The 14204-nt window shown below is 68.1% G+C and carries 7 protein-coding genes and 1 pseudogene; 4 read left to right on the top strand and 4 right to left on the bottom strand.

Annotation, left to right across the window (positions count from 1 at the left end):
* Positions 1-186 precede the first annotated feature (186 nt).
* Positions 187-454, top strand: a pseudogene (locus ABT147_RS44240) (transposase family protein); the annotation flags it as partial.
* On the opposite strand, the gene ABT147_RS44235 reads toward ABT147_RS44240, so the two are convergent.
* Together ABT147_RS44235 and ABT147_RS44230 are read right to left on the bottom strand one after the other, a co-directional pair.
* Positions 454-906, bottom strand: coding sequence for a hypothetical protein (locus ABT147_RS44235; RefSeq protein WP_351417567.1), 453 nt, complete (start codon positions 904-906; stop codon positions 454-456). The pseudogene ABT147_RS44240 and the gene ABT147_RS44235 sit on opposite strands and share 1 nt — an antisense overlap.
* 103 nt (positions 907-1009) lie before the next feature.
* Positions 1010-2263, bottom strand: a complete 1254-nt coding sequence (locus ABT147_RS44230; RefSeq protein WP_351417564.1) for an IS256 family transposase — start codon at positions 2261-2263, stop codon at positions 1010-1012.
* Positions 2264-2525: 262 nt separating this feature from the next.
* Between ABT147_RS44230 and ABT147_RS44225 the strand changes: the two genes are divergently transcribed.
* Genes ABT147_RS44225 through ABT147_RS44215 form a run of 3 tightly spaced genes read left to right on the top strand, consistent with a single transcriptional unit; the run spans position 2526 to position 3504 of the window.
* Positions 2526-2873 carry a hypothetical protein gene (locus ABT147_RS44225; protein ID WP_351417562.1) on the top strand — a complete coding sequence of 116 codons (348 nt, stop codon included), beginning with the start codon at positions 2526-2528 and terminating at the stop codon, positions 2871-2873.
* A complete protein-coding gene (locus ABT147_RS44220) occupies positions 2810-3244 on the top strand; it encodes a hypothetical protein (RefSeq protein ID WP_351417560.1) in 435 nt (144 codons plus the stop codon). Before ABT147_RS44225 ends, ABT147_RS44220 begins: the two co-directional genes overlap by 64 nt.
* Positions 3245-3282: 38 nt before the next feature.
* Entirely contained in the window at positions 3283-3504 is a 222-nt protein-coding gene (locus tag ABT147_RS44215) for a hypothetical protein (RefSeq protein ID WP_351417557.1), read from the top strand.
* A gap of 11 nt (positions 3505-3515) precedes the next feature.
* Here ABT147_RS44215 and ABT147_RS44210 read toward each other — a convergent pair whose 3' ends face one another.
* Positions 3516-9665, bottom strand: coding sequence for an RHS repeat-associated core domain-containing protein (locus tag ABT147_RS44210; RefSeq protein WP_351417555.1), 6150 nt, complete (start codon positions 9663-9665; stop codon positions 3516-3518).
* A gap of 19 nt (positions 9666-9684) precedes the next feature.
* Positions 9685-13902 (bottom strand): LamG domain-containing protein, encoded by a 4218-nt coding sequence (locus ABT147_RS44205; RefSeq protein ID WP_351417552.1) that lies wholly within the window; start codon positions 13900-13902, stop codon positions 9685-9687.
* Positions 13903-14204: the final 302 nt, after the last annotated feature.

Here is a 14204-nt window from a genome sequence, read left to right as displayed (position 1 = left end):
CAACGTCGCCCGGACACGGTTCACTTCATGTGCGTCCACCTATCCAACATGCTCCTGATCAGGACCACCCGGAAGACCTAACGGAGTCCTACTAGGGGTCTACAAGACCGCTGACTGGCGCCGGTAAAGCGAACACTTCGGGTGGTGGCAGCCCCTGGGCACGCCGCCTGTACCCAGCTAAGCGGTGTGGCTGGTGTGATCACGGCGTCGGAGTCGTCCTTGGATAGCCCCCGTTCACAGGGCTGAAGCCGTGCCAGTCCGCCAAGTTGATGACCGTCCTGCCCTGCGCGCTGGCGCGGACACGGTCCGCAGCGGGCGACGTTAAGCCTGTCCTGGAAGACCGGGCGCTGCTGGTCGCGGCGTACTGGCGCACCAACTTGACGATGCGTCAGCTCATCCCACTATTCGGGGTGTGAAGTCGGCCGACGACCGCATCATCGACGCACGCGGCCCTTAGCCGGTCTGCATTCCTGAAGGCCTGCAGTCGAGGACTTTGGCCCGGACCGTGGCATTGCACTGGGTCGCCAGCGCGTGCTGGCACTGCTCGATCAGCTGCTTGGTGTGGCCCGGGGTGCATCGTGGCCGATGGCGGTCGTCCCACAGGGCGCAGTCGAAGAAGCCGACCAGGAAGATGCCTGCGGTTCTCGGGCGGCGCAGGTAACGGGCCACCAACTGGTCGGCCAGAGCAGTGTCCAGGCCGGGGTTCCAGCATCCCTTGCATTCGATGACCACAGTGAAGGGTTCGAGATCCTTGGCGTCCGTCGCCGCCTGGATGTGGATGTCCGTACGTCCTCCTCCCGCCCCTGGGCGGTCGACCTGGACCTCCCGGTTGATGACGACGCGCCGCGTGCTGAGGTGGATCTTGAGCAGGCCCATGACGAGGTCGCTGAAATCTTCCTCCCACATGGGCCACATGGGGCTGCCCGCAGCATATCCTCTGCGGTTCCACAGCAGGATGGCCAGGCCCGTTGGGAGTAATTGTCAATACCTGTGGATCAGTTGAGGTGGATCACGCTGCGAGGGTCTCGTCTCGTTCGACGAGGAGGCCGTTCTCGAAGCGGGCGCCGGCTCGAACGAGGGCGACGAGGTGCGGTGCGGTGACCGCTCGCCAGCGGGCCTGGGCGGACTCAACGAGTTTGAAGACCATCGCGAGGGCTGCGGCCGGGCTGCCGGCGCCGCGGGTGACCTTGGTCCGAAGCTTCACGGTGGAGAAGGTCGACTCGATCGGATTCGTCGTCCTCAGATGGACCCAGTGCTCGGCGGGGAAGTCGTAGAACGCCAGCAGCTCGTCGACCTCGCCGGTGATCTTCTTGACGGCCTTGGGGAACTTCGCCCCGTACGCCTTCTCGAACGCGGTGACCGCCTTCTCGGCGTGCGCACGGTCCTCGGCGTTGTAGATCTCCTGCAGAGCCTTCTTCGCGCCGGGCTGCGCGGACTTCGGCAGCGCGTTCGAGACGTTCCTTGTTTTGTGAACCCAACACCTCTGGTGCCTGGCCTGCGGAAACACCTCCGCCAGCGCCCTCCACAGGCCCATCGCACCGTCGCCCACGACGAGGGCCGGATCGCGCATGCCCCGGCGGCGGCAGTCCCGCAGCAGGTCGGCCCACGACTCCGTCGACTCCCGCAGGCCCTCGGCCAGCGCGATCAGCTCCTTGGTGCCGTCCAGGCGCACGCCCATCAGGACCAGGACGCAGGAGTGGGCCTGGCCGAGGCGAACCTTGGGGTGGACGCCGTCGGCCCAGACGTAGATGTAGTCGGATTCGGCCAGGTCACGGCGCTGGAACTCGGCGTGGTCGGCGGCCCACTGCTGCGTCAGCCGGGTCACCGTGGCCGGCGACAGCCCGGCCGAGGAGCCCAGGAACTGTTCCATCGCGGGCACGAAGTCGCCCGACGACAGGCCGTGGAGATAGAGCAGCGGCAGCACCTCGCTGATCTTCGGGGACTTCCGGCACCACGGCGCCAGGATCTTCGAGGAGAACCGCTGACGTTCACCCGTCGTCTCGTCGACCCGCTTGTCGTTCACGCGCGGGGCGGCCACCTCAACCGGCCCAGCAGCCGTGGTCACGGTCCGCGGCCGGTGCCGGCCGTTGCGGACCACCAGTCGGCGACCGGCCTCGTCACGCTGCCCGGCGAGCTCGGCTATGTACTGGTCCACCTCCGCCTCCAGAGCGGCGGCCGGCATCCGCCGAGCACCCTCGCGGACGATCTCGTCGATCACAGAACCGGACTCGGTGGTGCCGTCTTCATTGACTACGCTGAGCACGGGCGTGCCTTCCCGACCCGCGTTCGCAGCGCGGGCCTACTCGGTGACTTGACGATCACTCACTCGGGAAGGTACGCCCTTCGCGCGTCCTCCAGAGGAGCTGATCCACAAGTCCTGAGCATTGCTCCCCGAGCTGCCGCACCGGACAGAGGACGAGGGCCGCACCGGCACCGCCCACGTGACGAAACCCCAGGTGAGCGACCGGTCCGGGTCCCCCGTGGCATGGGCGCGGAGTCTGCAGGGGGCCGCCGGGAACGCCGCGATGGCCCGAGTGATCGGCCGGACGAGGGCGCGGGGGGCGGTCGTACAGCGGAAGTTCCCTGGACCGAACGCGGCCGACCGGCCTCACACCGACGACCCGACCGCGCACCCGGAGTGGTCCGTGTACCGCGCGCTGATGACGGACGCGGGGTTCTCCGAGAACGTGGTGGAGAACCTGTGGTCGCTCCTGATCGGCGGGCTGCGCGAGCAGGAGACCATCAACTCCGCGTCGGCGGACCCGTCGCTCACCCGGACGGAGCGGCGGCTACGGCGCGAGGGCAACGAGTGGTACCAGCAGGCAGGGTCGACGGCGAGAACACCGCCTACCTCTGGCGGGCCGGCAAGCTGATCAACCTCCGCACACTGGGCGGCCCGTCCAGCTTCCCCACCGCGATGAACGACCGGGGCCAGGTCGTCGGCCTGAGCACGACCAAGGACGGCCGCAGGAAGGCCTTCCTGTGGTCCAAGGGACGCATGCGCAAGCTCCCGCTGGACGACGCCTCGGGCATCAACAACCGCGGCCAGGTCGCCGGCGGCAGGCTGCACGGCGCCACCGGGTTCAACGCGGCCCGGTGGCACAAGGGCAAGGTCACCGACCTGGGCGCCCGGGCGTTCGACCGCAGCAACACCTACGGCATCAACAACCGGGGCGGACCATCGGCTGGACGCTCTCCGCCGACCGCTCCGAACGCGGCACGCTCTGGCGCAAGCGCAAACTGACCGACCTGGGCACCCTGGGCGGGTCGACCACCCGGCTCGTGGCGATCAACGACCGGAACCAGATCCTGGCCGAGTCACAGCTCGCCAACGGCCAGGTCCACCCGGCCCTGTGGCAGCGAGGCCGCTGGACCGACCTCGCCGCCAAGGGCATCACCACCGAAGGCGAGGTCGTCGACATCAACGACCACGGCACGATCGCCGCCTCCATCCGCCCCGTCTTCGGCATCTCCCACGCCGTCCTCTACCGCAAGACCCGCTGACGGCGGCTCGGCTACGAGAATCGATCCCAGCCCGAAGTCTTCGGGGCGAGCGGGTTCCGATAGGGGAGGTCGACGACGCGGACGTTGACGTGGTCGACCCACGGCCACTTGAAATAGCCGGAGTTCACGCCGTGTGTCACGCCGGCTTCTCCCACCGCGGCACCGAGACCAATACCTAGGGAAGCCTGTGCGTACGAGGCGAGCTCGCCGTCGAAGCTGCGCTCCACACCTGCCGCCAGGGTGCCCCCGCCGCCGAGGTGGCCGCCGAGGGACGCCTGGGCGTATGTGCCGCTTCCACCGTTGATCTGGTCCGCGGAGCCACTGTTGTACATGAGACCGATGTCCGCGGCGGCGAAGGCGCCTTCCGTGCCGAATTGCTTCACACCGGCGTTGAAGGTGAAGCCGTTGGAGTCCATCGAGAGGCAGGCGTTGGCCCCGGCACCGTAACCGGCGGCAATCGCCACCGATGGACAGATGGACGTCGAGCCCTTGGCGTCGGAGTTGTTCAAATCCTCCGTGACGATAGGCCGATCGAATTGTACGGGCTCGGCGGGCTTGGACTTGGACTCTGGCTTGGACGTGGGCTTCGCCTTGGGCTTGACGTAGCGCGGGTTGATGTCCCTCGGATCAAAGAGGTTCGGCTTCCTGGGCTTGTTGAGAATACAGCCAAAGCTGCCGAAAGGCGGGCACCGTCGTTTCCATACCCTCATCGAGGCCTTGTAGATGGCCATCTTCCAGTTGTAGTAGCCCATGGTCTTGGCGGCCGAACGGCTCGGTGCGGCATCGCTGCCATCGAGATCGATGAAGTACTTCAGACCATCCGGGTCGGTCATGGTGGTGGGATTGTTGATGGCGTAGGCGTACGCGTTGAGCTGCTGCGGATCCTTGGGATCCAGAACGGGGTCGACGGAGAGGAAGCGGCCGAGGTTCGGGTCGTATTGGCGGACGCCGAGCTGGGTGAGGCCCGAGGGCAGTTCGGTGCCGCCGACGAAGCCGCGGGAGCCCGTCCAGGCGGGCTGGGTGCCGCGAGGGTTGCCGAAGGGGTCGCTGCGGCGCAGGGCCGTCGCGGAGTCGGCGGCGTTGACGATGACCCCGTCCGTGCCGTGGTGGTCGGGGCTGAGCCACTTGAGCCCGCCGGCATCGCGGACGGCGATCGTGCGACCCGAGAACGTGTAGTGGCGGGTGCTGGCGGATCGGCGGGTGGTCTTGTCGTAGCGGATCTCGTCGCCGCCGAAATAGACGGTGGTGGCGCCGGTGTCCGTGCTGGCGATCAGGCCCTGATCGGCGTCGTAGCTGTTCGTGGTCGTGACCGAGCCCGAGGTGATGGTCTCGAGCTTGCCTTGCGGGCTCCAGGTCAGGGTCTGGGTCCCCGATGGCCCGGGCCGGGTGGTCATGTTGCCGGTCTCGTCGTAGTCGTAGGCGCCCGCGGCGGTCACCGCGGTCCCGCCTGCGGTGATCGAGGAAACCGTGTTGGGCTGTTCCTCGTCGTCGTCCGGGTAGTTGTAGCGGCTGGTAGTGGCCGTCGCGGCGGCTCCCGAGCCAACGCCGTGCTGGGTCGCGGAGAGCCGGTTGCCGACGGCGTCGTAGGTGTAGCTCGTCCAGTACGGCGCCGGTCCGCCGCCGCTGTTGCCCGGCGAGCCACAGGTGGCGGCGGTGGTGGTCCAGGCGTCGCTGAGGCGCCGGAGCCCGTCGTAGGTGAAGCACTGCACGTCGGCGGTGCCGATCTCCGGCCGGTCGGCGACCGAGGTGACGTTGCCCGCCTTGTCGTAGCTGTAGTTCAGATCCTGCACGCTGCCCGGCTGGCCGCCCTGACGCTGGACGACAGCCCGGTCGAGCCACCGGGTGCCCTGCTTGTAGTAGAAGGTCTGTGCGACCTGCTGGGCTGTCTGGCCTGATGCCGGTAGGTCACCGAACTGGATCTGGGACAGTTCGCCGAATTCCGAGTAGGCGGTGTCGTACACGTACTTGAAGCCGCTGTTGGCCTTCATCTCGAAGGGAAGGCCAAGGCTGTCGTAGCCGTAGGTGAGGGTCTCCTCTGCGACACCGGGCAATGCGGGCAGGGTGACAGTAGCCGGGCTGCCGTCGACCTTGTACGTCGACTTGGTGGTAAGGCTGATGTTCAGCGGGGACAGGCTGGAGGGCAAGGTGAGCGTCTTGCCGGTGGGTCGGTAGGCGGCGTCATATCCGGTGATCGCCGTTGTGTATTTCTCGGTGCCGACATAGCGAGTCGACGAGGTGAGCTGTCCCTTGAAGAGGGTGTCGTATGTCCAGTTCGCCAGCACCTTCGGGCCGTTGGCCGTCTCAAGGCGTTCCTCGATCTTGCGGCCGAGAGCGTCGTGCCGGTAGCCGAGGGTTTTGCCACGTGCGTCCTTCGTCGAGGTGAGCTGCCCGGCGTCATCGTAGGTCTTGGTGCTCTGGCCCTTGTCCGGGTCGGAGATGCCCACCTGCCGGCCGAGCAGGTCATAGGTGTAGCGCCACGTGCTGCCCGCGGCATCCGTGATCGTTTCGATCTCGCCAGTGTTGGTGTAGGTGTAGCGGGTCTTGTTGTGGTCGCCGGTCGGAGTGGCCGCGGCATAGAACTGGCGCTGCTCGCTGAGCTGGCCTCTGGCATCGGTGTAGGTGGTGACCGGCGTGCCGCCCTCAGGCGGAGTCGTCTCGGTGCGGTCGCCGAAGTACGCCGTCGTCGTCTTGTGGAGCTCGGTGCCGAGGGAGTGCACGGCCGTCACGGTGGGTCGCTCTGCCCCGTCGAAGGTCGTACGGGTCATAGCGGGCACCTTGGTGTCATCAACGCCTGCGAGCGTGGTGCCAGGTGTTCCGGTGTCGGCGTAGGGTCCGTTGGCCTGGACAGCCAGCCCGCGGGAGTCGTACAGCGTGTCGGTGAGCACTCGCAACAGCCCCTGACCGGCTGGCCCGGGTCCCACCGCCTGCTTCTGGCGAGAGCGCAGGAAGCCGTCGAACAACTCGTAGCCCGTCTGGGTGTTGCCGTTCGGCTTGAGGACCTCCGTGGACACCCAGCTCGGCCCGTCGGGGCGGACTCCGTAGGCGTAGCGGGTGTTCGGGCTGTCGCCGCTGTCCTTGCTGCGGCCGGGCTTCCACACTCCCACCAGCCGGCCCAGCGCGTCGTACGTCAGATCCGTGCGCCGGCCATTGGGATCGGCGACCTTCACCGGCCGGCCCAGCACAGGGTCGAGCGTGGTCGTCGTGACATGGTCGTCCGACAGGTTGGCCACGTCCATCGGGTTGGTCGCCGTCGTGGACGTCGGCAGACCGGTCTGCGGCGAGTAGCTGGTGGTGGTCTTGCGGTTCAGCGGGTCGACGGCTTCCAGAACCCGGCCGTAGCCGTCGAAGGTGGACCTGGTCTTGGGGATGTAAGTGGCCTCGCCGTCGACGTACGCCTTGAGCTCCTCGACCTTCGTCGCGTCACCGGCCGTCGGTGCCGCTCCGAGGGCGCCGCCGTCATAGTACGTACGGTTATGGGAAACGGCGTCGCGGGGGTACGAAGGCGTGGTGCCGCAGGCGACGGCGTCGGTCCACTCCTCCGACACCAGCTCGAGCTGCCACGACGTCTCGTTGCGGGCGTAGCGGGTGGTGACGCACCGATTGTCGGTCGCCACGTCGACATCGCCGAGGTCGTTCACCTCGATAGGCAGGCCCTCGGCGTTGTACTTGGTGGTGACCTCGGTGGTGCGCAGGCCTCCGGGCTTCAGGGTCGTCCGGGTGGTCGTCTTCTCGACCTCGACGACATGGGACTTCAGCGTGCCGTGGATGGCCGTCGGATCGCGCTTCAACGGATCGTTGATCACGCTGGAGACCACCGGCCCCCCAGCCCCCTCGTAGGTGATCTGCTCGCGCTGGAAGCCGGACAGCTGGTCATCGTCGGGCCAGGTCGCACCCTGGGAGTCGGTGATCGGGTCGCCGCCCATTCCGCGGAAGTACTGGTGCAGCGTCGACGACTGCGTGACCTTCGTCGGGTCTCCGCTCAGGACGCGCACCTTCTCGTAGCCGCGGTATTGGCTCCACGTCCGGCGCGCGGCCGGGACCAGCGGGTTGTCGTCGTACTTCCAGGCGGTACCGCCGACGTACTCGTAGCTGGTCGTCTCGGTCTGCTGCCCGCCGACCCGGTCCTGGAGCGCGACCGACTGGACGCGGTACTTGTTCATCCAGTCGTTGCGCTGGATGTCGCCGTCCGGTGTCCAGATCGCGGGGAAGCAGCGCTTGGTGTTGCCCTGCGCGGCCGGGGGCGAGGTCGGCGAGCAGTCGGTGCCGTCGTAGTAGACCGAGACGGTGCCGCCGGACTCGTTGTTGATCTGGTTGATCCGCCACTTGTTCATCGGCAGCAGGCCGTCGGTGTCGGAGTTCAGCCGGTTCGGCAGCTGAGTCCCGCTGAAGGTGACCTTCGGCAGCTCGATGGCCTGGCCGACGATGTTGTCCCCGGACGCGAGCCCGGTGTGGGTGATGCCGTGCAGCCACAGCGACGGCGTGGTGTTGTCGGTGTTGGGCGGGTAGCTGTGCTCGAACGTCCACCGGTCGACGTCCTTGTAGGCGCTGCCGTTCCACACCTGCGTGGTGATGGTGGAAAGCCGCTTGGTCGACCAGAACGTCGGGGAGAACTTCGTCCCGCAGTTCTGCCCGTCTGCGCACGCCTGGTCGGACGGAACGTCCGGGCCGCCGCGCTCGGCGTGGTCCAGGACCACCTGGGCGGCCGGATGCTCCCCGTTTCTTCCGCCGTACTCGATGCGGTCCAGGATCCCGCCGCGGACGTACCGGGTCGTCTTCGCCCCGCTGAGGTTGCGACCGTAGTTGTTCGTCTCCGGCGTGTACGAGTACGTGATCGTGTTGCCGTGGGTGTCGATGACCTTGTCCAGGTTCCACCGGTAGGCCTGGTCGCACCACGACGCGTCGAACGTGGCCTGCTTACACGGCTCGCCGTCCTCGTTGCCGAACACCGGCACCGCCCACGCCGACGTCTTGGTCTGGCCGAAGAAATACTGGGTGCCATCGGTCGTGGTGAGCTTCCAGTGCTCGCCGACTCCCTCGCTGCCGCCCTTGTCGCCGTTGTCCACCCCGGTCAGCCGCTCGATCCGGCTCCCGTCGTCCTTCTCCGGCCGCCACCTGTTGCCGCCTGCGTACACGAGCCGCGAGGAGCGCCCGTCAAGGCTCAGCGACGCGTTGTCGGTCTCCCAGCACAGGTCCCCGGTCTTCTTGAGCGGGTCGGTGATGTCGTCGGCGCAGCCCATGTAGGAGCGCTCGATCGAGCCCGGCCACATGTCCCAGCCCAGGCCCATCGCCGAGGCCTGGTTGTTCGTCGCGGCCGTCTGGCCGTCCACGGACCCGGAGGAGTACGACAGCGACAGGTCCGGCTCCAGGCCGCCGGGGGCGGCGGGCACCTTCAGCGGATACGAGTAGGTGAAGTCGCCGGACTGCGTCGACACCGCCCACGAACCCGAGGGCGACAGCGACGTCGCCTTGTAGTCGCCCGTCTCCCCGTTCGGGGCGGCGGTGAGCGCGAAGGTCGAACCCGCCCTGGCCACCGTCACGTCCGCGGTCGCCGTCCCGGCCTCGACGTCGTTGGTCGTCGTCAGGACCTTCCCCGCCGACCCGTTGTTGGGGACCTCGACCAGGCGCAGCCGGGCCGCCCAGTCACCGCCATAGGCGTGCCGGAAGGACGAGTAGTCGACGGTCAGGGACACCTTGCCGGGTTCGGTCTTCCCGTCGGTACGGCTCAGCTTCAGCATGAGCCCGTCGACGCTCCGCCTCTTCGCGCTTGGGTGATCGATCATCTCCACCTGGACCGTGGGTGGTGTGGCCGACTTCCCGGCACCGCCCAGCAAGACCGATCCGCTGGCGGCACCGACCCATACCGGTAGCGCCTTGGCCCGGACCCGCCGCGCCCCGAATTGGGTCGCCGCCGCCGGTGGCGTCACCTCCGCCTTCCCCGCGGCGGGCCACGACGCAGCCGGCTTCCACTTGGCCACGGCCTCGGCCACCTTGTCGGGCGGCGGTGCCTTGACGGGCACCTTGGCGGTGTCCACCAGGTGCGCGCGGTCCGGCTTGATCGGCGGCCAGCTCTCGTCCGCGCCCGCAGGCGACTGGATGCCCGCGACCAGCCCGACCACCAGGGTCACTGCGGTACCCGAAGCTATGAAACGACGCATGATCATGGCGACTTCCTCAGGTCCGTCAGGGGCGGGTGATCACGTAGCCGAGCGGGCGGCCGAAGTCGGCGCTCCCCTCGCAGAACGGGTCGAGGGACTCGAACCACTCGGCGCCCTCGCTGCGGCATGCGTACAGCTGTTGGCTCTCCATGGCGTCGGGTGGCTCAGACCACAGGTGGCCGCTGGGCCAGGCACCCATGTCGTTCTGGCCTTCGCATGCGACGTCCGTGGACACGAACTCGTCGAACACGTCGGAGCGGCTGTCCTCACACAGCTTCAGCTGCGGTGGGCCGCCTTCGATGCTCCGTAGCGACACGTAGCCCAGCACCTTCTCGGTCTTATAGCCGGATGGCAGGAATTGCGCGTGCGCGCTGGTCCAGCGCTCCCCGTCCGGCCCGCGATAGCGGATGAGCGGCGTGAGCGTTCGTACGTATCCGAAAAGGAACTCGGTACGCACCTTGTCCGGCGTGCTCTCACAGGCGTCGCTATGGGACAGGTAGTGGTCCCCGCTTGCAATCACCACGCACCGGTAGACCGGCAATGTGGGAACGCCCTCGGGCGGGTTTATGTAAACCCGCCCTGCGGTGCCGAGAACCTCATATCCTGCGCAGTTGGCCGCGTGGTCGAGGAAGAACCCTCCGCCATAGCGGCAGGAGTAGACCGGCCGGGTGTCCGGCGCGCCCTCCGGTGCGCTGAACCCGCGCGTGCCCTCGAAGTAGTACCCCGGCGGCACCGGACCAGGGCCGGTGTAGCGCCTGCCGTCATGCCCGGCGAACTGCCCGAAGGCGCCCGCGAAGGCCGACGGGGGCTGCGGCTCCGTCTGGGCGCTGAGCTCGGCGATCTCCCGGTCCGCCAGCACGCCGTTATAGACGTGGACCTCGTCGATCGATCCCATCCAGTTCCCCGCCGGCTGGCCGTTCCACCTCCCCCGGCCGATGACCAGCGGGCCCGTCACGTTCGAGTTCTGCGTGCCGACCGCCTTGGTCCCGGCCAAGTGCCCGTTGACGTAGATGCGGATCTCGCCCGTCTGCGCGTCATGAACGGCGGCGATCGCCACCCACTCCCCCTGGACCGGCACCGTCCCGGACCCGGCAGCGTCCACCGACAGCGGGGTCGGGTTGGTCTGGTCCGGTGCGGTGACCAGGTGGAAGGACCACTTGTGGTCGCTGCCGACCTTGCGGCGCTGGAGGAAGAACCCGCTGTGCTGGCCGCCGTCCTGGCTCACCACGGTGCGCGCCGTGTCGTCCAGCACATCGGGTCTGACCCGCGCGGCGACCGTGAAGCTGGTGTCGGTGCGCGCCACCACCGGCTGGGCGGTCAGCCCGGCACCGGTCCCGTCCGCGAACCGCACCGCCCCGCCGCCGACCTTGCCCGTGACCCAGCTCGCGTTGCTCAGGCCGACGGTGCGGTAGTTCCCCGAGGCGTCGCCCGCGCTGCCGCCCGAGCCTTCGTCCAGCGGGTAGTACGCCTCCTCGACCGGCGTCCCGGCCAGGCGATCGACCTCGCTGCGCGGCGTGTCCTCCCCCGGATCGAGGAAGGTCAGGTCGCTGAGCGCCCGGTCATAGATCTGCACCTCGTCGATGTCGCCGGCCCAGTTGTCCCCGAAGGTCCCCCGCCATTTACCGCGGCCGATCTGGACCGAGCTGGATTCCCACGGTGTAGTCACCACGGCGGTGACGTTGTATTGGCGTAGACCGTTGACGTACAGGGTCATCGTTTGGGTGGGGACGTCGTAGACGCCCGCGAGATGGGTCCACACGCCGACTTGGGCGACCTTGAGCGATGTCACGGTGATCAGCTCGGCGTCGTCGGTGGCCTTGGACGCCATCCGGAAGCCGAAGCGGTTGACCTCGCCGATGTACCCCAGCGAGAACGCGGACATCCGGTCGCCCACCTGGGAGACCGCGGTACGGGTGACACCGTTCGCCTGGTCCAGCTTCACCCATGCCGACACCGAGAAGCTCCCGTTCGTGGCCACCGCGGGCCCACCGCCGGGCGCGACATAGGAGTCGCTGGCGCCGGTGAAGTGCAGCGCGTCCCCAGCCCGGCCCTTGGTCCAGCGTGTGGGCCCGAGGGCCACGGTGCCGTTGTGACCGCCCATCGGGTCGGTCACGCCGGCATCGGTCCAGCGACCGTCCAGCGCCCACTGCGCCACTGGGCTCGCGCCCTTCGCCACCTTCAGCGTATGGCGCTCGCAGTCCGAGCTCACATTGCCGGCCCGGTCGACGGCCGTCACCCAGATGTCCCAGTCCGCCGCCTTCATCGGCGTCACCTTGAACGAGGCCTCACCACCCAGATCTTCCGCGGGCACGCTGCGGGTCGTACGGCATTGGCTGCCGCCCTGTGCCAGGCCGTACCGGAACTCGACCACATCGGGGTCATTGGCCTTGACCGTGAACTCGGCCGGCGCACCCACGGTCGACTCGGAGGGCGGCGTGGCCGACGGCCTCCCGGGCTTTTCGTTGTCGATGTCGAGCTGGCACATCCCGGTGCCTGTCTGCGGCCCGAACAGGCTGGGACCCCAGTTGTCGCCGGCCCGTGCCCGCCATGAGAGCTGGAACCCGTGCTGGAAGGTCCCCTGCGGGATGACGTCGGTGAACTCCGAACCATTGACCAGCGGCCCAGGGGCGTTCGGCGGCTCGTGCATGGATCCATGCCGGGTCCACCGCTCGAACCGCATCCACAGGTTGTCGTCGTCCCGGTCGGTGCCGGTCGCCCGCAAGATGATCGGCCCGGACGCGTTGCTGGCATAGTCCGGGTTGTTCACATCCGTGCTGCACGGACGCGAGAAGCTCCCCGCCGACCAGGAGAAGTTCTTCGGCACGTCGGGCGGCCAGTTGTAGTGCACCAGCAGCGAGTACGCGTCGAACTTCTTCCAGCTGTAGTCCTCGGTCTCATCCTCGGCGATCAGCGCGAACGCGACGTGGGTCGCGCCCTGGCCGTTGGAATACCGCACCTGGTCGCCGACGCCCCAGCCGATATTCGCCGACCCGCATGCTCCGCCCGGCTCGTAGCCGTGCATCTCCCTGCGGGTCCCGCCGATGGGAGCCGGAAATTCCTTCTGCGAGTTACGCCAGGTGAGGTCGGAGCCGAACGGGTTGGCATGGACCAGGCTCACCCCGAATCTCCTGCTGCCCCCGCCACAGGCCGGGGCGTACACCTCGTGCGCGTTGAACTCCGCACCGGACAACCCGTTCGGGGTCACGACCTGCGCGCCGTGCAGGCCTCTGATGTCGAACTGCACAAACGTACGAGCCGCGCCGATGCCGTTGCACGTACCGCTGGCGAGCCAACATTTGCCGACCTTGCCGAGGTTCTGCCCGCCGAATCTGCCGGGCGGCTCGACGTCCCCGCCGCCGTGCCAGAACGAGGAGTCCAGCTTTCCCGAGAAGACCTTGGCCCAGCCGCCGAAGGGGACCCACCAGTCCGGGTCGATCGACACCGGGAACTTGGTGTCCGGGGCCGTGAGCAGTTTCCGGTCCGGGATGACGGTGATCGCGTTCTTGGCCATCTCGAAACGGCCGACCGCCTCGTTCGAGGCCGCGTCCCACATCGCGGGAGCCGGCGAGGAAAAGACGGTCTTCCCCTTGGCGTCGACGAGCTCGGAGCCACCGCCCTTGCCCGCCTTCAAGGTGAGCCCGCTCGTCTGCACGCCGAACCGCACCTTGCGCAGCTCCGGGTTCTTCGCGGCCTCGCGCGTCTTGACGACCAGCACCTCGCTGAAGCCCGCCGACCCCGCGGTGAGCTTGAGGTCGACGCCCGGCATCACTTCCGGATACGTGGCGGTGTCGCCCTTGAGCACCGGTGCCGGCAACGGGTCCGGCCAGCCCAGCGCCACCTGCTTCCCGCCCTGGCCGAGCCGTACCAAAGGCTCCTGACCACCCTTGGAGAAGGCCAGCGACACCGCCGCGGCACGCGGGGCGACCGAACCCTCCGGCCGCCGCACCAGGGTGGTGTCGATCGCCACCCACTTGCCGTCTTGGCGCGCCCGGACCGGGCCAGGGTGCAGCACTGCGGTGAAGTGGCCCTTGGGGTCGGCGTAGACCTCCATCGTCTCGGTCCGCTTCGCCACCACCTCGACCCGCTTCCCGGACTCCCGGGCCCGGGTCAGGGCAGTGCGTTCGGCCGGAATCGGCGCCGAGCTGGTGGGCGAGACGGGCGGCGGCGCTGCCGCGTCAGCAGTCCCCTCCCTGGTCAGGCCACCCGCGCCCAGCCCCGTGAGCAGGACCGAAAGCCCCACCATGACAGCAACGACACCCCGGTACCGCGATCTTGCCAACACCCACCGCCCTCGCCCCGCCCCACCGGCACCCCTGATCGGGAGAAGGATGGCATCGGCGGATCGCGACTGCCCACCCATGTGTGGGCGGAATGTCCTGATCTCGGTGCGCCGCATCTGTTTCCCCCGGGTTGTCGATCGGATCTGCCCAGATGTAGCCCGTTGGTGATTGTTCGTGTTCGAAGCCTGGTGTCGAACAAACAACTCCTGAAAAATGCGACCCGCCGTGCGAGCTGTGACACGGGGGAACGGGGAGTCGCGGGGAG

This window comes from Streptomyces sp. NPDC001868 (assembly GCF_040297125.1).
Taxonomy (GTDB): domain Bacteria; phylum Actinomycetota; class Actinomycetes; order Streptomycetales; family Streptomycetaceae; genus Streptomyces.
This window is presented reverse-complemented; position numbering and strand designations above follow the sequence as displayed.